At 68.1% G+C, this 17,975-nt stretch carries 18 protein-coding genes and 1 other RNA gene; 13 read left to right on the top strand and 6 right to left on the bottom strand.

Going from position 1 to position 17,975, the window contains the following annotated elements; all coding sequences use genetic code 11:
* Nucleotides 1–79: 79 nt before the first annotated feature.
* Nucleotides 80–793: a monofunctional biosynthetic peptidoglycan transglycosylase gene (gene mtgA / locus SGRAN_RS14875; protein ID WP_067184899.1), complete on the bottom strand. Its 714-nt coding sequence runs from the start codon at nt 791–793 to the stop codon at nt 80–82.
* A 46-nt stretch (nt 794–839) separates the two neighbouring features.
* On the opposite strand from mtgA, the gene SGRAN_RS14870 reads away from it, so the two are divergent.
* Complete coding sequence (locus tag SGRAN_RS14870; RefSeq protein ID WP_067184897.1) at nt 840–1,652, top strand: transporter; 813 nt, start codon at nt 840–842, stop codon at nt 1,650–1,652.
* Between the two features lie 282 nt (nt 1,653–1,934).
* Here the strand turns inward: SGRAN_RS14870 and SGRAN_RS14865 are convergent, their stop codons facing one another.
* The 3 genes from SGRAN_RS14865 to SGRAN_RS14855 form a co-directional block, all read right to left on the bottom strand.
* Nucleotides 1,935–2,642, bottom strand: a complete 708-nt coding sequence (locus SGRAN_RS14865; protein ID WP_067184894.1) for a hypothetical protein — start codon at nt 2,640–2,642, stop codon at nt 1,935–1,937.
* Between the two features lie 676 nt (nt 2,643–3,318).
* Nucleotides 3,319–4,221, bottom strand: coding sequence for an RNA polymerase sigma factor RpoH (gene rpoH, locus SGRAN_RS14860; protein ID WP_067113112.1), 903 nt, complete (start codon nt 4,219–4,221; stop codon nt 3,319–3,321).
* An 80-nt stretch (nt 4,222–4,301) separates the two neighbouring features.
* Entirely contained in the window at nt 4,302–5,258 is a 957-nt protein-coding gene (locus SGRAN_RS14855; protein ID WP_067187107.1) for an RluA family pseudouridine synthase, read from the bottom strand.
* Between the two features lie 121 nt (nt 5,259–5,379).
* Between SGRAN_RS14855 and SGRAN_RS14850 the strand changes: the two genes are divergently transcribed.
* From SGRAN_RS14850 to SGRAN_RS22625, 9 genes are all read left to right on the top strand, one after another.
* Nucleotides 5,380–6,036: a histidine phosphotransferase family protein gene (locus SGRAN_RS14850; RefSeq protein WP_067184891.1), complete on the top strand. Its 657-nt coding sequence runs from the start codon at nt 5,380–5,382 to the stop codon at nt 6,034–6,036.
* Between the two features lie 50 nt (nt 6,037–6,086).
* Nucleotides 6,087–8,489, top strand: coding sequence for a chemotaxis protein CheA (locus SGRAN_RS14845; RefSeq protein WP_067184889.1), 2,403 nt, complete (start codon nt 6,087–6,089; stop codon nt 8,487–8,489).
* Nucleotides 8,486–8,923: a chemotaxis protein CheW gene (locus SGRAN_RS14840; RefSeq protein ID WP_067184886.1), complete on the top strand. Its 438-nt coding sequence runs from the start codon at nt 8,486–8,488 to the stop codon at nt 8,921–8,923. The genes SGRAN_RS14845 and SGRAN_RS14840 overlap by 4 nt, the downstream gene beginning before the upstream one ends.
* Nucleotides 8,924–9,002: 79 nt before the next feature.
* Nucleotides 9,003–9,377, top strand: coding sequence for a response regulator (locus tag SGRAN_RS14835; RefSeq protein WP_067113125.1), 375 nt, complete (start codon nt 9,003–9,005; stop codon nt 9,375–9,377).
* A gap of 19 nt (nt 9,378–9,396) precedes the next feature.
* Nucleotides 9,397–10,515 carry a chemotaxis-specific protein-glutamate methyltransferase CheB gene (gene cheB / locus SGRAN_RS14830; RefSeq protein WP_067184883.1) on the top strand — a complete coding sequence of 373 codons (1,119 nt, stop codon included), beginning with the start codon at nt 9,397–9,399 and terminating at the stop codon, nt 10,513–10,515.
* The gene (locus SGRAN_RS14825; RefSeq protein WP_237233528.1) at nt 10,512–11,372 is read left to right on the top strand and encodes a CheR family methyltransferase; all 861 of its coding nucleotides are present in this window, start codon (nt 10,512–10,514) and stop codon (nt 11,370–11,372) included. Before cheB ends, SGRAN_RS14825 begins: the two co-directional genes overlap by 4 nt.
* 79 nt (nt 11,373–11,451) lie before the next feature.
* Complete coding sequence (locus SGRAN_RS14820) at nt 11,452–12,141, top strand: N-acetylmuramoyl-L-alanine amidase (protein WP_067113140.1); 690 nt, start codon at nt 11,452–11,454, stop codon at nt 12,139–12,141.
* Nucleotides 12,142–12,505: 364 nt separating this feature from the next.
* An RNA gene (rnpB, locus tag SGRAN_RS14815) (RNase P RNA component class A) lies at nt 12,506–12,911 on the top strand.
* Between the two features lie 78 nt (nt 12,912–12,989).
* Entirely contained in the window at nt 12,990–13,145 is a 156-nt protein-coding gene (locus SGRAN_RS22625; protein WP_156483147.1) for a hypothetical protein, read from the top strand.
* 119 nt (nt 13,146–13,264) lie between these two features.
* On the opposite strand, the gene SGRAN_RS14810 is transcribed toward SGRAN_RS22625, so the two are convergent.
* Entirely contained in the window at nt 13,265–13,789 is a 525-nt protein-coding gene (locus tag SGRAN_RS14810; RefSeq protein ID WP_067184881.1) for a GreA/GreB family elongation factor, read from the bottom strand.
* Between the two features lie 5 nt (nt 13,790–13,794).
* Nucleotides 13,795–15,828 (bottom strand): lytic transglycosylase domain-containing protein, encoded by a 2,034-nt coding sequence (locus SGRAN_RS14805; protein WP_067184879.1) that lies wholly within the window; start codon nt 15,826–15,828, stop codon nt 13,795–13,797.
* 100 nt (nt 15,829–15,928) lie between these two features.
* On the opposite strand from SGRAN_RS14805, the gene dapA reads away from it, so the two are divergent.
* From dapA to SGRAN_RS14790, 3 genes are all read left to right on the top strand, one after another.
* The gene (gene dapA / locus SGRAN_RS14800) at nt 15,929–16,804 is read left to right on the top strand and encodes a 4-hydroxy-tetrahydrodipicolinate synthase (RefSeq protein WP_067184877.1); all 876 of its coding nucleotides are present in this window, start codon (nt 15,929–15,931) and stop codon (nt 16,802–16,804) included.
* Nucleotides 16,805–16,874: 70 nt separating this feature from the next.
* Nucleotides 16,875–17,360, top strand: coding sequence for an SsrA-binding protein SmpB (smpB, locus tag SGRAN_RS14795; RefSeq protein WP_067110614.1), 486 nt, complete (start codon nt 16,875–16,877; stop codon nt 17,358–17,360).
* Entirely contained in the window at nt 17,357–17,974 is a 618-nt protein-coding gene (locus SGRAN_RS14790) for a DUF2062 domain-containing protein (RefSeq protein WP_210434150.1), read from the top strand. The genes smpB and SGRAN_RS14790 overlap by 4 nt, the downstream gene beginning before the upstream one ends.
* Nucleotide 17,975 lies beyond the last annotated feature (1 nt).

Genomic DNA, 17,975 nt, shown 5'->3' with positions numbered 1-17,975 from the left:
GCATTGTGCGGCGAACCGATGGCGGACGTCGCCTGCGGCGTCCTTTCGCGCGCTCCGGGCCTACGCCGACGGCGCGCCGCTATTCATAGACGCACGCGTCGAGCCCGTCGCGCGCGACGACGCCGATGCGGGCGCGGATCATGTTGCCGTACCGGCGCGTGAAGCCCGACGGGCTGATCGCCTCGCGCTTCTTGGGCAGCGGCAGGATCGCGGCGATGCGCGCCGCTTCGGCGGGCGTCAGCCGGCTCGCGCCATGCTTGAAATAGCGCTGCGCCCCCGCCTCGACGCCATAGGTGCCGATGCCGGTCTCGGCGATGTTGAGGTAGACCTCCATGATCCGCCGCTTGCCCCAGATCTTTTCGATCAGGAAGGTGAACCACACCTCCGGCACCTTGCGCAGATAGCGCGTCCAGCCGCTGCCCTGCCACAGGAAGGCGTTCTTTGCCGTCTGCTGGCTGATCGTCGATCCGCCGCGGATTCGCTTGCCCTGCGCGTTGCGCTCGATCGCCTGCTCGATCGCGGCGCGGTCGAAGCCGTTGTGGCTGCAATATTTACCGTCCTCGGCGGCGATCGCGGCGCGGACCATGGTGCGGTCGATCCGCGACAGGCTGGTCCAGTCCTTGGTGATGCCGTTGCCGTCGGCGAGCATGGTGAAGGTCACCGGCGGCGGCACGACTGCATAGAGGAGCACCCAGAGGACAGAGAAGAGCAGGGCGCCGACCAGAATCTTGAGCGCGGTCCCGAAGAACCGCCCCAAGGTGGATTTCGCCCGCGTCCCGCTTTTCCTCGCCATCGAAGCGGCCTAGTCGAGTGCGATGCAAAGGAAAAGTCCCGATCGCATGCGTCGATTCGTCATGCTGCCGCCCGCATTTGTGCTAATTGTCCTGTTGGCGACGACCGCCCCGGCGGCAGCGCAGGAACCGCGCACGCTGTGCCCCGACCGGCCGGGGCTCGGCACCCCCGCCTGCACCGTGGAGGCGGGGACCGTGGTATTCGAACTCGGCATCGGCGACTGGACGCGCGAGCGCGACGGCACCCTGCGCACCGACACGGTGACCGCGGGGGAGGCGTTGCTGCGCGTCGGCCTGACGCCGTCGACCGAGGTGCAGATCGGCTGGACCGCGCTCGGCCGTGTGCGCGAGCGCGATATGGTTGCGGGGACCGCGGCCGGCCGCACCGGGACGGGGGACGTGACGCTGGCGCTGCGCCGCAACCTGCGCAATCCCGACGGCTCGGGATTTTCGCTGGCGGTCATGCCCTATGCGAGCCTGCCGGTCGGCGGCCGCGCGCTCGGCGCCGGCGACTGGGGCGCGGGCCTGCTGATCCCGGCGAGCGTCGAGGCGGGGGCGGTTTCGCTCAGCCTGACGCCGCACGTCGACGCGGCGGTCGACGCCGACGGGGACGGCCGCCATCTCGCCTATGGCACGGTGGCCGGGTTGGGTTTCGCGGCGTCGGACGCGGTATCGATCGCGGCCGAACTTTCCTTCGCGCGCGACCGCGATCCTGCCGGGCACGACAGCGAATGGCTCGCCGGGCTGTCGGCCGGATGGCAGCCGGACGACGACAGCCAATGGGACATCGGCGTCAATATCGGCCTCAACCGCGCCAGTCCCGATTTCCAACTCTATTTCGGCTTTGCGCGCCGTTTTTAGATTCTGTCATGTTTGGCTTGAATGAGCCTCAACCAGAAGCGGAAAAGCGCAAGCTTCCCGAAGGCGCGGAAGCATATGACTTTGACGCATGATCATCTTTGAATGAAACCGGCTGGTTTATAGATGTGTCCCCGCGCAGGCGGGGACCCAGAGCGACCTTGCGCCAGCCTGCCTAGGGTCCCCGCCTGCGCGGGGACACGCAAATGTTTCAGTCAAAGCGGATTACGCTCCTGGGAACGGGGCCGCAGGCCGGAGCGTACGACGGCCGCCATTCTCGCCGGTTCAGGGCTTCGGCGGGTCGCCGTCTTTCCCGTCCGGCGCGGCGCCGGCATCGTCGCCGGCCCTGTCCTTGCTGGCGTCCTTGCTGGCGTCCTTGGCGGCATCGATCGCGTCGTTCGCCTTCGCTGCCGCATCCCTGGCGGCGTCGCCTGCCTTGGCGGCGGCAACCTTGGCCGCGTCCGCGGCATCGGCGGCGAGCGAGCGCATCTTTGCCTCGGCCTCGGCTTCCTTGCCGCTCATCACCAGCCACGCCATCACGCCCGCCGCGATCAGCGCCAGCAGCGCGAGCCAATAGCCGAATTCCCAGTGAATCTGGATCATCGACAGCGCCGCTTGATCGAGTCCGCCGTTGCCGCCGCCATTCTTGGCCGCTTCGGCGGCAATCGCGTCCTTGCTGTAGCGCCACGTCCCGATCAGGATCAGCAGCAGCGCCGCCGCCGAGGTGCCGAGCACCAGCTTCGCCGTTTCGCGCCCGCGCGTGAACAGCAGCACCAGCCCGCCGACGATCGCGAGCAGCGCGAGGATCAACCACAGGTTCATCGCGGCGCCGTCACCGCTGCTCGATGCCCGGCCCATCGTCTTGATGCTGCCGAAAGCGAGGCCGAACCCGCTCGCCTCGGCAATCTTCTGGTTGGAGCAACTGACCGTCATCCACGGCAGCAGGAAGGCGAGCAGCGCGATACCCTTGGGTATCCGGATCCATTTCCACATGATTGAGTCCCCTGTAGCGATGACGAAGCGTCAGCGCGCGAGGCTAATCCTTTGCTCCCGCCTGTCAATTCACGCCGCGATCAGGCGGTGACGCAGCCAGGTTGGTCGGGGTCGGAAAAATTCGGCCATCCCCGATCCCGTCATGCTGGATTTGGAGCGCGATGACATCGAATGGACTCGTCATTGCGAGCGGCGAAGCCGCGCGGCAATCCAGAGCGCGCGGTAAACGCCCTGGATTGCTTCCCCCGGATCAGGTCCATTATTCGTCATGCTGAACTTGTTTCAGCATCCATGGCCGGACCTTCCCTTTTGTGCCGCCTTTCAGGCGAGGGCAGACCATGGACCCCCGGATCGGGTCCGGGGCAGGCTCTGAAACAAGTTGGCGTTTATACCCCTGAGACAGGGACGCTGGTGATCCCCGGCGAAAGCCGGGGTCCATGCGAGGCAGCGCCGTGCCATCTGGACCCCGGCTTTCGCCGGGGAACGCTCACCTGTCGGAAGGGGATAATTGCCAACTTGTTTCAGCATCCACGGTCTGCCCTCCCGCGTTGCGCGGCATCTGCCGCAAGCGCAGGTCATGGATGCCGAAACAGAGCGAGCATGACGAAGGAAACGGTGTCGCGCCAGCCCCGGCCCGAATCAAATGACGTTAACCCGGGACGTGGGGCCCCGCCGGTCAGGTCGCAATCAGCCGCCGTTCGCCGGCGAGCTTCAGCATCGCCTTCTGCAGCTTTTCGAACGCGCGCACCTCGATCTGGCGGACGCGCTCGCGGCTGACGTCGTAGACCTGGCTCAGGTCCTCGAGCGTCTTGGGATCGTCGGTCAGGCGGCGTTCGGTCAGGATGTGGCGTTCGCGGTCGTTCAGCGTTTCGAGCGCTTCGCTGAGCAGCGCGTGGCGCACGTCGCGTTCCTCCGCCTCGGCGACGCGCTCGTCCTGCAGCGGGCCTTCGTCGCCAAGCAGGTCCTGCCACTGGCTGTCGCCGTCCTCGCCCATCGGGACGTTGAGCGACGTGTCGCCGCCCATCGCCATGCGGCGGTTCATGCTGACCACCTCGTCCTCGGTGACGCCGAGGTCGGTCGCGATCTTCGCGACATGCTCGGGGCTCAGGTCGCCGTCCTCGAACGCCTCGAGGTTGTTCTTCATCCGGCGGAGGTTGAAGAACAGCTTCTTCTGCGCCGCGGTGGTGCCCATCTTCACGAGGCTCCACGACCGCAGGATGAATTCCTGGATCGAGGCGCGAATCCACCACATCGCATAGGTGGCGAGGCGGAAGCCGCGGTCGGGGTCGAATTTCTTCACCCCTTGCATCAGGCCGATATTGCCCTCGCTGATCAGCTCGCTGACCGGCAGGCCATAGCCGCGATAGCCCATCGCGATCTTGGCGACGAGACGCAGGTGCGAGGTCACGAGCTGCGCCGCGGCCTCATTGTCGTCATGTTCCTGGAACCGCTTGGCGAGCATATATTCCTGCTCGGGCGTCAACAGGGGGAATTTGCGGATTTCGGCCAGATAGCGGTTCAGGCTCGCCTCACCGCCGAGCGCGGGCACCACAGCCGGAACGTTGCTTTTATTCGCCATTGGTAAAGTGTCTTCCCTAAAACCTGAAAATATCCTGCCGCGGTTGGTTCCGGCGGTCAAAATAGATTTTCATTCGAAACCTAAACGCGCAGTTCGTCGATCAGTTCCCGCATGTCCGCGGGCAGATCGCTGTCGAGTGCGATCCTTTTGCCAGTTACCGGATGAATAAAACCCAAATGGGCCGCGTGCAATGCCTGCCGCTCGAAACCCCGCGCTTTCAGCACGTCCGACAGCGGCTTGCGGGTGCGGCCATAGACCGGGTCGCCGACCAGCGGATGCCCGATATGCGCCATGTGGACGCGCACCTGGTGGGTGCGGCCGGTTTCGAGCCGGCATTCGACGACCGTTGCACCGCGCAGCGGTTCGATGGTGCGATAATGGGTGACGGCCTGCTTGCCGCGCCCCGCGGGCACGACCGCCATCTTCTTGCGGTTCGTCGGCGAGCGTCCGAGCGCCGCCTCGACCGTGCCGTTCGCGGGCATCGGGCGGCCGGTCGCGATGGCGAGATAGCGGCGATCGATGCTGTGCGCCGCGAACTGCTTCGCCAGTCCCTCGTGCGCCTTGTCGTGCTTGGCGGCGACGATCAGCCCGCTGGTGTCCTTGTCGATGCGGTGGACGATGCCCGGCCGCGCGACGCCGCCGATCCCCGACAACTGCCCCGCGCAATGGTGGAGCAGCGCGTTGACCATCGTCCCGTCCAGATTGCCCGCGGCGGGGTGGACGACCATGCCCGCGGGCTTGTCGACGACGATCAGATGCTCGTCCTCATAAGCGATGACGAGATCCAGGTCCTGCGCGACATTGTGGGCGGGCGCGGGGGTCGGCACGCGCACTTCCAGCGTCGCGGGCGCCGCGGCTTTCGCCGCCGGGTCCCACAGCACCGTGCCGCGCGCGTCGGCGACCCGGCCGCCCTTGATCAGCGTCTTGACGCGCTCGCGCGACAGGTCGGGCAGCGCCTCGGCCAGCGCGCGGTCGAGCCGCAATCCGGCCGCGCTGTCCGCCAGCGTCACGGTCAAGATAGCGTCGTCCCCCTGCATCGGGGCCGATGTGGCTTCGGCGCGTCGAAATTCAAGGGGATCGCGCTTGCCCTTCGCCCCTTCGCTGCCGTAGGAGCGGCAGCGGACCGGGTCCGGTCCGCCCTGGGGGGAGCCTTCATCCATGACCGACGATCGCGTCGATTTCGCGTCCATGCTGGCCTCGCGCCTGTGCCACGACCTGCTCAGCCCGGTGGGCGCTTTCGCCAACGGGCTCGAACTGCTCGCCGACGAGCAGGACGCCGAAATGCGCGCGCGCGTGTTCGATCTGCTCGAACAGAGCGCGAGGACGTCGGCCAACAAGCTCAAATTCTTCCGCCTCGCTTTCGGTTCGGCGGGCGGGTTCGGCGACGCGGTGCCGCCCGACGAGGCGAAGGCCGCGATCGAGGGGATCATGGCCGACCGGCCGATCGAGCTGAACTGGATGATCGCCGACGAACCGCTGCCCAAGCCGGCGGTCAAGATCATCCTCAACCTCGCGCTGATCCTCGTCGATGGGCTGGTGCGCGGCGGGCGGCTCGACATCGGCTGCGAAAAGGCGGGCGAGGGGATCGAGATCGCGCTGCATGCCGAGGCCGAGCGCATCCTCGTCGATGCCGATGTCGAACGCCTGCTTTCCGAAGGCGAAGGGGCTGCCGCGATGACGTCGCGCACCGCGCCCGCCGCGCTCGTCCAGGCGGTCGCGGCGCAGAATGGCGGCACGGTGATGCTCGCGCGCGAAACGCCGACCTCGCTGCTCGTCGGGGCGGTGCTCAAGGGGGCCAGGCAAACCCTCCGTTAACCATTGTCGGCCATGGTGCGCGCAGGATTTAGGGGCGCACCGATACCGCGATGGACGATCTGCTGAACGATTTTCTGACCGAGACGTCGGAAATCCTTGCCGAAGCGGCGGGGGCGATCGTCGCGTGGGAGGCCGACCCCGCCGATCACGAGCGGCTCGACGCGATCTTTCGGCTCGTCCACACGATCAAGGGCAGTTCGGGATTTCTGGCCCTGCCGCGCGTCACCGCGCTGTCGCATGCCGCCGAGGATGCGCTCGACCAGGTCCGCCGCGGCAACCGCCCGGCCGACGCCATGCTCGTCACCGCCGTGCTGGCGATCGTCGACCGGCTGAGCGAGCTGTGCGACGTGCTGGGCCGCGACGGGGCGGAGCCCGCGGGCGACGACGGCGCGATCATCGCCGCGCTCGACGGCCGGCAGGCCGAAGCCGATCCGGCGGTCGAGGTCGCGGGCATTCCGCTTCGCCGCGAGGACGATCTGCTGGCCGACGGGCAGGGGTGGCGCTCGATCCGGGTGCCGCTGCCGCTGCTCGACAGCGTGATGACGGGCGTCACCGACATCGTCCTCGCGCGCAACGAATTCGCCCGGATGCTGCGCGAATCGGGGGCCGATCCGGCACTGATCGCCTCGTTCGACCGCCTGTCGGATTCGATCGCCGGCATGCGCCATTCGGTCAGCCAGATGCGGATGCAGCGGATCGACAAGCTGTTCGCGCCGCTGCCGCGGATCGTGCGCGACCTGGCGCAGGAAACGGGCAAGAAAATCCGCTTCACGACCAGCGGCGGCGAGGTCGAGCTCGACCGCGAGATGATGGAGAATATCCGCGATCCGCTGATCCACATCGTCCGCAACGCGGTCGACCATGGCGTCGAGGCGCCTGCCGACCGCGCGGCGGCGGGAAAGGACATGACCGCGACCATCGTCGTCGCGGCGCGCCAGTCGGGCAACCAGATCGAGATCGAGGTGCGCGACGACGGCCGCGGCCTGTCGCCCGACGCGCTGGTCGCCAAGGCGGTCGCGGCGCGGATCCTGACCGCGAGCGACGCGCGCGCGCTGACGCCCGCCGAACGGCTCGGCCTGATCTTCCGCCCCGGCTTTTCGACCGCGGCGCGGGTAACGGCGATTTCGGGACGCGGCGTCGGCATGGATATCGTCAAGGCCAATGTCGAGAAGATCGGCGGCGTCGTCGAACTGCGCAACGAGGAAGGACGCGGCCTGTCGATCCTGCTGCGCGTGCCGATGACGCTGACGATCATCTCCGGCCTGATGGTGCGCGCCGCCGGGCAATATTTCGCGATTCCGCGCGGCGCGGTGCGCGAGATTCTGCTCGAAAACAGCGATACGGTGCGCATCGACCGCGTCGGCGGCGGCGAACTGGCGACCGTGCGCGGGCAGCGCTATCCCCTGCTGCGGCTGGAGGAGGTGCTCGGCTGCCCGCGCGATGCGGAGGAGGACGACGACGACCGCGCGCTGGTGATCGTCCGGCCGGGGCAGGGGCAGAGCTATGCGCTGAGCGTCGCGGCGATCCACGATCAGGAGGAACTGGTGATCAAGCCCGCGGCGCCGATCATCATGGCGACCGGCCTCTATGCGGGCACGACGCTGCCCGACAATGGGCAGCCGGTGCTGCTGCTCGACGTGCAGGGACTGCTGGCCGCCGCGGCGATCGACGCGGTCGAGGCGGACCGCGGCGAAGCCGCCGCCGCCGAGGAAGCCGCCGCCGCGGCCGCGGCGCGCGACGCGGCGCAGCTTCTGCTGTTCCGCGATACCGATGGCCGGACGCGCGGCGTGCGCCTGTCGGTGATCGAGCGCGTCGAGGAAGTGCCCGCGCTCGCCCTGTTCGAAAGCGCCGGGACGGTGCGGGTCCAGATCGGCGACGATATCTTCCCCGTCCACGCCGACGCGCTGCCCGAAGGCCATGGCACGGTGAAGCTGCTGCGCCTGTTCGATGGCCGCACGGTGCTCTGCTATCCGGTCGCGGCGGTCGTCGACATCGTGCGGCTGCCCGACGCGGTGCAGCCCGCCGCGGCGCCGGGGCTGGTCGCCGGCGTCGTGCTGGTCGGCGGCGAGCCGGTCGAACTGATCGATCCGTTCTGGCTGATGGAACGCCACGCGGCCGTCCTGACCCCGTCCGTGGAGGAGGCCCGCCGGCCGCTGTGTCGCATCGCCGACGATGCCGACGGCTGGGGTGGCAATTTCCTCGCGCCGATCCTGCGCGGCGCGGGTTATCGCGTTGTGTCGGACGGCGATGCCGGCGAAGGCGAGGCGCCCGATGTGCTGCTGTGCCTTGCCGCCGACGACGGGCTTTGCGCACATGGCGGGGGCGGCGTCCCGGTGATCCGCCTGCGCGCTTCGGCGGCGACGGCCGGGCCGGCCGACGAAACCATCTATCGCTACGATCGCCAGGCGCTTCTCGATGCGCTGCGCCGGCATGTCGGGGGAGGCCGGCCGTGATCGACAGGCTCTATCTGGTCGCGCGGATCGCCGACACGCGCGTCGCGCTGCGCAGCGACGCGATCAATTCGGTCGTCACCGTCGGCCAGCCGGTCGCGGTTCCCGCCGCGCCGCCGCATGTCGTAGGAATCTTCGCGCTGCGCAGCCGCGTGCTGACGCTGATCGACCCGCATGTCGTCGTCGGCCTGCCGGCGGTTCCCGTCGCTCCCGGCCAGCGCGTGATCGTCGTCGACGTCGGTGGGCACGGCTATGCGTTGCTCGCCGACGCGATCGAGGATGTCTGTTTCATCGCGGCGCCCGAAACGCGTGTCGCGGGCAAGCTGCTGCCCGGCTGGGCGCGGGTCGCGGATGCGATGATCGAGCATGACGGGGCATCGCTGCTCGTCGTCGACCCGGCGCATTTCATCGCCGCGCCCGCCGCGCGGGCGGCCTGACGGGGTGCCCATCATGTTAACGCGCTGCATACCCCTTTGGCCTAGGGTGGCCGAAATCCCCGGGGGTCGGAGGTAGAAAATGTCGAAATCCTGTCTGGTCGTCGATGACAGCAAGGTCATTCGCAAGGTCGCGCGCCATATCCTTGAAAGCATGGCCTTTGCGGTCGATGAAGCGGCCGATGGCCAGGAAGCGCTGCGCTTCTGCCGCGCCAACCGGCCCGACGTGATCCTGCTCGACTGGAACATGCCGGTGATGAGCGGCATGGAATTCCTGGGCGCCTTCAACGATCTCGATTTCGGGCACGACGAGCGGCCGCGCGTCGTCTTCTGCACTACCGAGAACAGCATCGACCATATCCGCGCGGCGATCGAAGCCGGCGCCGACGAATATGTGATGAAGCCGTTCGACCGCGAAACGCTCGAAGGAAAGCTGCAACTCGTCGGCGTTGCCTGAGGCTGTTCGAGACCGCCGCATGACCCGGCCGCAACCCCGCCCGACCGATCCGCCGCCGGAAGAGGCCGGCCCGGTTCCGCGCGACGTGCGCGTGATGCTCGTCGACGACAGCCTCGTCGTGCGCAGCATCCTCGAACGCATCATCGAGCAGCGGCCGGGGCTCAGCATCTGCGCGTCCTTCGCCTCGGCGCAGGATGCGCTCGCCTGGCTGGCGCGCGAACCGGCCGACGTCGTCGTGCTCGACCTCGAAATGCCGGGAATGACGGGCATCGACGCCCTACCGCTCATCCTCCAGCGCGCGGCGAATGCGCGCGTGCTGATCCTGTCGTCGAATTGCGTCGAGGGCGGATCGGCGGCGATCGACGCGCTGGCGCTCGGCGCCAGCGACACGCTCGCCAAGCCCGGGCGCGGCAGTTTCTCGGGCCGCTTTGCCGAGGTGCTGACCGATCGCATCCTCTCGCTTGGCCAGCGCCCGCCGGCGATTCCCGCCGCGGCGCGCGCCGTCCGCCGTCCGGCGCGGCTCGCGGCGGCGCCGGTGATCGACGCCGGCCAACCGCTCGAATGCATCGCGGTGGCGGCGTCGACCGGCGGCATTCCGGCGTTCACGACCTTTCTCGCGCACCTCGATCCGCGCATTCGCGCGCCGATCCTGCTGACGCAGCATCTGCCCGACGCCTTCATGGAATTTTATGCGCGGCAGATTGCGACGCTGACGACGCGCCGTGTCCATGTCGCGACGGCGGGGATGCCGGTCGAGGCGGGGCATATCTATCTGGCGCCGGGCGACGCGCATCTGGTGGTCGTCGCCAACGGCCGGCGGCGCGAGATCGCGCTCGACCGGCACCCGGTCGACAATGGCTGCTGTCCTTCGGCCGACCCGATGCTGGCGTCGGTCGCAGAGGTCTATGGCGAGGGCGGCGTCGCGGTGATCCTCAGCGGCATGGGGCGCGACGGCGCGCAGGGAGCCGCGCGCCTGAAGGCGGCGGGCGGCACGGTTTTCGCGCAGGCGCCCGAAAGCTGCGTGATATGGGGCATGCCCGGCGCGGTCAGCCGGACCGGGATTGCCGCGGCGACGCTCAACCCCGACGCGATCGCGCTGATGCTGGGCGGCAGCCTGGCGGGACGGCCGCGGCGATGATGGGCGGCGGCACGGCCAGCGAATCGGCCTATCGCGTCCTGATGAGCGTGCTCGAATCGCGCACCGGCCAGACGTTGTCGCCGAACCGCATCTGGCGGATCGAGATGTCGCTGAAGCCGGTGTTGCAGCGGCACGGCATCGCCGACCTCGACGCGCTGGTCGCCGCGCTCGTCACCGCGAACGGGCGGCAACTGCTCGACGACACCGTCGATGCGATGCTCAACAACGAGACCTTCTTTTACCGCGAACACAGCGTCTTCGACGATATTGCGGAGAAGGCGCTTGAATATCTTCGCGTGGTGAACGCGCGCCAGCGGCAACTGACGATCTGGCATTGCGGCGTATCGACCGGGCAGGAAGCCTATTCGATGGCGATGCTGCTCGCCGAGCAGGGCGAGCGCTGGGCGGGCTGGCGCGTCGACGTCATCGGCACCGACGTCAGCCATCACGCCATTTCGCGCGCGCGGGTCGGGCTCTACAGCCAGTTCGAGATTCAGCGCGGGTTGCCGGTGCAGCGCATGGTCCGCTGGTTCGACCAGACCGAGGCAGGATGGCTCGCCAAGGCCGATCTGCGCCGCCGCGTCGACTTTTCGGTGCAGAACATGCTGATCGACCGGCCGCCGCTGGCCGCGCCGGCCGACCTGATCTTCTGCCGCAACCTGCTGCTCTATTTCGCGATGCCGATGCGGCAGAAGGCGTTCGCGCGGCTGCGCGCGATCGCGGCGCCGCAGAGTTTCCTTGTCCTCGGCGCCGGGGAGACGGTGCTCGGGCAGACCGACCAGTTCGTCGCCAGCCCGCGCCTGCGCGGCCTGTACGAACCGGCCGACCAGCAGGTGCGGCGCCCCGTCGCCGCCTGACCTTGCTTTTTGCGCCCCGCTGGCGCAGGGGAAAGAGCGGTTCCGCGCCGGGCCGGAACAATAATGGATCGCGAGAGGCATGGGCGATTTTATCGAACGCTGGTCCCCCAATTTCGACGAGCGCGCGCTGCCCATCTCGATGATCGTCCTGCATTACACCGGCATGAAGACCGGCGCCGAAGCCATTGATCGGCTTGCCGATCCCGCGGCGAAGGTTTCGGCGCACTATGTCGTCAGCGAGGATGGGCAGATCACCCATATGGTGCCCGAGGACAAGCGGGCCTGGCATGCCGGCAAGTCGCATTGGCGGGGCGTGCGCGACATCAATTCGGCCAGCGTCGGCATAGAGATCGTCAATCCGGGGCACGAATTCGGCTACGTGCCCTTTCCCGACCCGCAGATCGCCTCGGTCGTCCGGCTCGTCCACCTGATCAAGGACCGCCACGGCGTCACGCGCGGCAATGTCGTCGGCCATTCGGACATCGCGCCGACGCGCAAGCAGGACCCGGGCGAACTGTTTCCGTGGCACGAACTGGCGCGCCGCCGCCTCGCGCTGCCGCGCCCGACCAAGAAGCTGACCGATCCGCTGTGGACCGACGCGGGCTTCCTGCTCGCGCTCGAGCGCTTCGGCTACGACGTGACCGACGGCTTCGCGGCCACCGTGGCGTTCCAGCGCCGTTTTCGTCCCGAACTGATCGACGGCACGATCGATGGCGAATGCCGGGCGATCCTGCTCGCGTTGCTGTTGCCGCAGCCCGAGGGGGATTGAGCGGCGGGGTTCGGTCGGGAGCCGACCTATCTTTCATCGTCACCCCGGACTTGATCGGGATATATATCCTTCAGGCAAGTCAGGAACCGTTCCCCGGCGAAAGCCGGGGTCCAGATGGCACAGCGCTGCCCCGCATGGACCCCGGCTTTCGCCGGGGAACAGTGACTTGTCGAAAAGGGATAATTGCCGACTTGATCCGGGGCCCCGCTTGATGCCGAAGACCGGTCGACGCCCCAAAAAGCGGGATCCCGGGTCAAGCCCGGGATGACGGAAGTGGAGGAGAGCTATGTCAGTTCCTCACCCTAAAGCCGACACTCTTACAATCGCTCGCAATTGCCCGCCATCCGCGCTATATTGTGCCGTGCCAGAGGGTCGGGCGATCGCCGCTTTCCGCGAGGGAAGGGGAGGAAAGTCCGGGCTCCACGGAAACCACGGTGCCGGATAACGTCCGGCGGGTCCGCTTTCGGGCGGGCTCAGGGAAAGTGCCACAGAGAGCAGACCGCCAAAGGCTTCGGCCCGGCGAAAGGTGAAAGGGTGCGGTAAGAGCGCACCGCGCGGACGGCAACGGACGCGGCACGGCAAACCCCACCGGGAGCAAGGTCGAATAGGGATGGCACGGGCCCCTTTCTTAGGGGAGGGTGCCCAGGGCTGGTTCCGGCCCCGCCGTCCGGGTTGACTGCTTGAGCGTCCGGGCAACCGGCCGCCTAGAGGAATGATCGCCCATCCCCGCAAGGGGTGGACAGAACCCGGCTTACAGACCCTCTGGCGCCATACTCTCCCCACCTGCGCTGGAACCGCGCTTGCGGGCAGCGCGTTGCCTTTGCAGGCCAACGATAGGGAGCCCGGTCATGAAAGTCGTCGACGAACATGTCGAAGTCACCGATGAAGAAGCCACCAGCGCCGTCAAGGGGCATAATGTCCGCTATGTCCTCGCCATATCGCTCGCGGCGGTGATCGTCGTGCTGTCGGCGATCTGGATCGTCCCGGCGCTGCTGCAGCCCTGATATTATAAAGGCATCAGGTGAAAGCGTCATTGCGAGCGAAGCGAAGCAATCCAGGGTGTGCGTAAACCGCTCTGAATTGCTTCGCTTCGCTCGCAATGACGGTCTGAGTCGATCTTACGTCAATTGATTCCGGATTCCGGTAAGGGCGTGGTCGAACCAGCGCCGGGATAGGCGATCGCCATCACTTCCCATTCTTTCGGGCCAGCGGGAAGCTGGACCGTGCGCAGGTCGCCGACCGCCGCGCCGCGCAGCGCGCGGGCGAGGGGACTGTTCCAGCCGATCCGCCCGGCGCCGGCGTCGGCTTCATCGTCGCCGGTCAGCGTGACCGTGCGCCGCATGTCGTCCTCGTCGGCAAGCTCGACGCTGGCGCCGAACCAGATGCGGTCCCGGTCGGGCTGCGCCGCCGGATCGACGACGCGCGCCGCCTTCATCCGCCGCGCGAGGAAGGCGAGCCGCCGGTCGATTTCGCGCAGCCGCTTGCGGCCGTAGATATAGTCGCCGTTCTCGCTGCGGTCGCCATTGCCCGCCGCCCAGCTGATCGTTTCGACCAGCTTCGGCCGCTCCCCGCCCAGCAGCGCGTCATATTCGGCGCGCAGCGCGGCGAAGCCCGCCGGGCTGATGATGTTGCTCCTGTCCCCCGCCATGGGCTTCAGCCGGGGTTCGACTTGCCGAGGTAGAAGCTCAGCGGCGCCTTGGGCAGCGTCCGACCGCCTTCGCGCAGCGTGTCGTAGACGACGGCATTCTCGAGCACGCGCTGGACGTAGTTCTTCGTCTCGAAGATCGGGATCGCCTCGATCCAGTCGAGGATGTCGATCGCGCCCGTCCGCGGATCGCCGTTGGCGCGCAGCCATTTGTTCACATTGCCGGGCCCGGCGTTGTAGGCGGCGACGGCGAGCGGGTAGCTGCCGCCGAAATAGCTGAGCATCTGCTGGAAATAGGTCGACCCCAGCGTCATGTTGTAGCCGGTGTCGGTGGTCAGCGATCCGGCGTCGTAGCCGAGCCCCAGCTTGCCCGCGACCTCGCGAGCGGTGCCGGGCATCAGCTGCATCATGCCGCGCGCCCCGGCATGGCTGACCGCGGCGCGATCGAACTGGCTTTCCTGCCGCGTGATCGCGTGGATGAAGGTCCAGTTGCCCTCATGACCGGCGGGAACGCGGACGGTCGGAAAGCCCGACACTTCGACCGCGTCGAGGCTGTTCGCCTGCGCGCTGCGGCCGATCATCACGCCCAGGTCGGGGCGGCCGATCTGCTGCGCGAGCTGGCCCGCGAGCACATGATCGGCGGGCGAGGTCGCCTTTTGCGCCAGCGCGCGCAGGAACAGCGACTGTTCGCGCCACGCGCCGATCTCTCCCAGCACGCGCGACGCGCGGACGAGGCGGTCGTCGTCGAATGCCGTTCGCTCGGCGCCGCTGACCTGGATGCTCGGCACCGGGGCCGGGCGCGGCTGCGGCCGGCCGAGCCGTTCGAGCGCGAGCTGGCCGTAGAACTGGTCGTAATGCTGCGCGGCGTCGGCGAAATGGGCGTTGGCGGTCGCGGCGTCGCCCGCCGCCAGCGCCGCGCGGCCGGCCCAGTAATAGCCCTTGGTGCGCGTCTGCGCCGAGCGGGCGGCGTCGCCATAGGCGCGGTACAGCCGCACCGCTTCGGCCGGGCGGCGCAGATCCTTGAAGGCGAGCTGGCCCGCGAGCCAGGCGAGCGAGGTGTAATCGTCGCGCACCCCCAGCGGCGTCTCGCGCACCACCGTGCCCGGCGGCAGCGCGTCGTCGATCTGCTTCGCGATATTGTAGGCGGTCAGCTTGTCGCCCGCCGCGTCGGCCTGCCGCGCGTTGGTCAGCAGCGTTTCGAGCCATTCCTCGGCGTCGGTGGGAGGGCTCGACAGGCTGCGCGGGCCCGCCAGCAGCGCGCGCGCCTCGCCGACGCGGCCCGATTTGCGCAGCCAGGTCGCCTTGGCGGTGATATAGCCGGGGTCGGTGCGCAGGATCGCCGGGTTGGCCGCCTCGACCGCCGCGGCCTGTAGCGCGGCGTCGACCGCAGCGCTGCGCAGCGCGAGCCGCGCCGCGAACTGCGCGCGCCTTTCGGGCGAGGTGAAGCCGAGCTGGCGCGCCGCGGCGGCGGTGTTGTTCGACCACAGCAGCCGGTCCATCCGCGCATCATGGTCGGCCAGGCTCAGCGCGCCGGGGAAGAAGGAGAGCACGCGGTTGACCTCGCTCTCGTCGAGCGGCCCGCTCGTCCACGCGCGGCGGACGGCGGCATAGGCCTCGTCGCGGCGGCCCGAGGCGTTGAGCGCCAGCGCCATGCGCAGCTCGCCGCTCGGCGTCTTTGGCGGATAGGCCTGGAAATAGGCGAGGGTGCGCGCGGGGTCGAAGCTGTCGATCGCGATCGCCTTTTCGGCGCGGGTGCGCATCTTGTCCGCGTCGGGCCAGCCCTTGTTCGCCATCAGGAAGCGCGATAGGCGGTCGAAGGAGGCGCTCTGGTCCTGGGTCAGGCGCCGCCATTCCATCACCGCGTCGCCGACCGTATTGGTCGCCGTCGGCGGTGTGGTCGAGACCGACGCAAGCCCCATCTGGGCCCGATACCAGGCCATCTGTTCGGGCGTCAGTTCGCTGGCGGCCGCCATGGAGGGAAGAAGGAGCGCCGCAACCAGCGCGAGACGGGAAACGGGGAACAGCGAGATCATGCCGGGCATTTTAGTGCCAAACTCCTTGCGGGGCGCTGAATAGGCGTTCATTAGGCGGCGCGCCGACCTTCCCTATCGGTTCCGGCGCTTTTTTGTAAAGGAGCGGAGCATGTTTTCGGGCTCGATTCCCGCCTTGGTGACGCCATTTCGCGATGGGGCGTTCGACGCCCCGGCCTTCGTGCGCCTCGTGGACTGGCAGGTCAAACAGGGGACGAGCGCGCTGGTTCCGTGCGGCACCACCGGCGAAAGCCCGACGCTGAGCTTCGACGAGCATTACCGGGTCATCGACGTCTGCATCGAGGCGGCGGCGGGGCGCGTGCCGGTGATCGCCGGCTGCGGGTCGAACGACACCGCGACCGCGATCCGGCACATGCGCCATGCGCAGGCGGCGGGCGCGGCGGCGGCGCTGGTCGTCGCCCCCTATTACAACCGGCCGACGCAGGACGGGCTGATCGCGCATTTCCGCGCGCTGGCCGACGCGAGCGACCTGCCGATCGTCGTCTACAACGTCCCCGGCCGCACCGTCACCGACATCGCGGCCGAGACGATGTGCCGGCTGGCCGAGATTCCGTCGGTGGTGGCGATCAAGGATGCCAGCGGCGACCTCGCCCGCGTCACCGTCCACCGCGCCGGGGCGGGCGCCGGTTTCTGCCAGCTCAGCGGCAACGACGACCTGTGGCTGCCGCACGCGGTGCTGGGCGGCGTCGGCTGCATTTCGGTGACCGCCAATGTCGCGCCGCGGCTGTGCGCCGATTTCGCCGCCGCCTGCGCCACGGGCGACTGGAGCGGCGCGCTGAGCCTGCACGACCGGCTGTTCGCGCTGCACAAGGCGATGTTCTCCGACGCCTCGCCGGGGCCGGTCAAATATGCGCTGTCGCGCGTCCACGACTGGTTTTCGCCCGAAGTGCGCCTACCTATCATCCCGGCGTCGGCTGCGTCGCGGGGCGCCATCGATGCCGCGCTCGTGGCGGCGGGAGTGATTTAGGAGGTGACTGGCCTGCAATCCTCCTTTCTCCATTTAGAGTCGGTATAAGGTTCAATTTTCAGGTTTCTCAATGGCCCGTCCGCAATCCGCCCCCGAATTCGACAAGAAGAAGGTCGTCGCCGAGAACCGGCGCGCGCGCTTCGACTATGCCGTCGAACAGGTGTTCGAGGCGGGCATCGCGTTGCAGGGGACAGAGGTCAAATCGCTGCGCTTCGGCGAGGGCACGATCGCCGAAAGCTATGCCGAGGTGGCGGGCGGCGAGGTGTGGCTGATCAACGCCAATATCCCCGAATTCAGCCACGGCAACCGCTTCAACCATGAACCGCGCCGGCCGCGCAAGCTGCTGTTGAACACGCGTGAGATCAACAAGCTGCACGCCGCCGTCGCGCGGCAGGGAATGACGCTGGTGCCGCTGTCGGTCTATTTCAACAGCCGCGGGCGCGCCAAGGTCGAACTGGCGCTCGCAAAGGGCAAGAAGGCGCACGACAAGCGCGAATCGATCAAGGAACGCGACTGGAAGCGCGACAAGCAGCGCCTGATGAAGGAACGGGGATGAGCCGCGGCGGCAAACCTCGCGACAAGGCTGCGGTGATGAACTGGATCCGCCGCAATTCTCCTTCGCGGGAAGAATTGCTGGAGAGCCGCTTCATCAAGCCCTTCGCGCATCGCGTCGCGCACAGCCATCTGTGGCGCTTTACGCGGACGTCGGTGCCGCGCGGCACCGCGCTCGGGCTGTTCGTCGGCATCTTCTTCCTGATCCCCGGCGTCCAGATTCTGGGCGTCGCGCTGCTTGCGCTGCCGTTCCGCGCCAATATCCCGATCGGCGCCGCGATGACCTTCCTGTCGAACCCGGCGACGACGCCCTTCCTGATCGCGGCTTCGGTGTGGCTGGGGAACAGCATGTTCGGGCTGCACGCCAACGTCGCCACCATCTCGATCATGGTGGACGAAGGCGCGTCGGCGGGTGCGTGGGTGCGCTGGGTGCTGTCCGACGCGGCGCCCGCGCTGCTCGCGGGGCTGTTCGTCATCTCGGTCGTGTCGGCGGTGGTGGGCTATCTGCTCGCGGCGCTGTTCTGGGACAACTGGATCCGCCTGCGCTGGCGGCGCAAGCTGCGCCGGGCGCGCGACCAACGACATGAGGCATCGACGAGCGACGGGGCGGCCGGTTGAA

It is taken from the genome of Sphingopyxis granuli (assembly GCF_001559015.1).
GTDB classification, from domain to species: Bacteria; Pseudomonadota; Alphaproteobacteria; order Sphingomonadales; family Sphingomonadaceae; genus Sphingopyxis; species Sphingopyxis granuli.
Note: the sequence above shows the minus strand (reverse complement) of the source record. Positions and strands in the feature narration are given on the sequence as shown.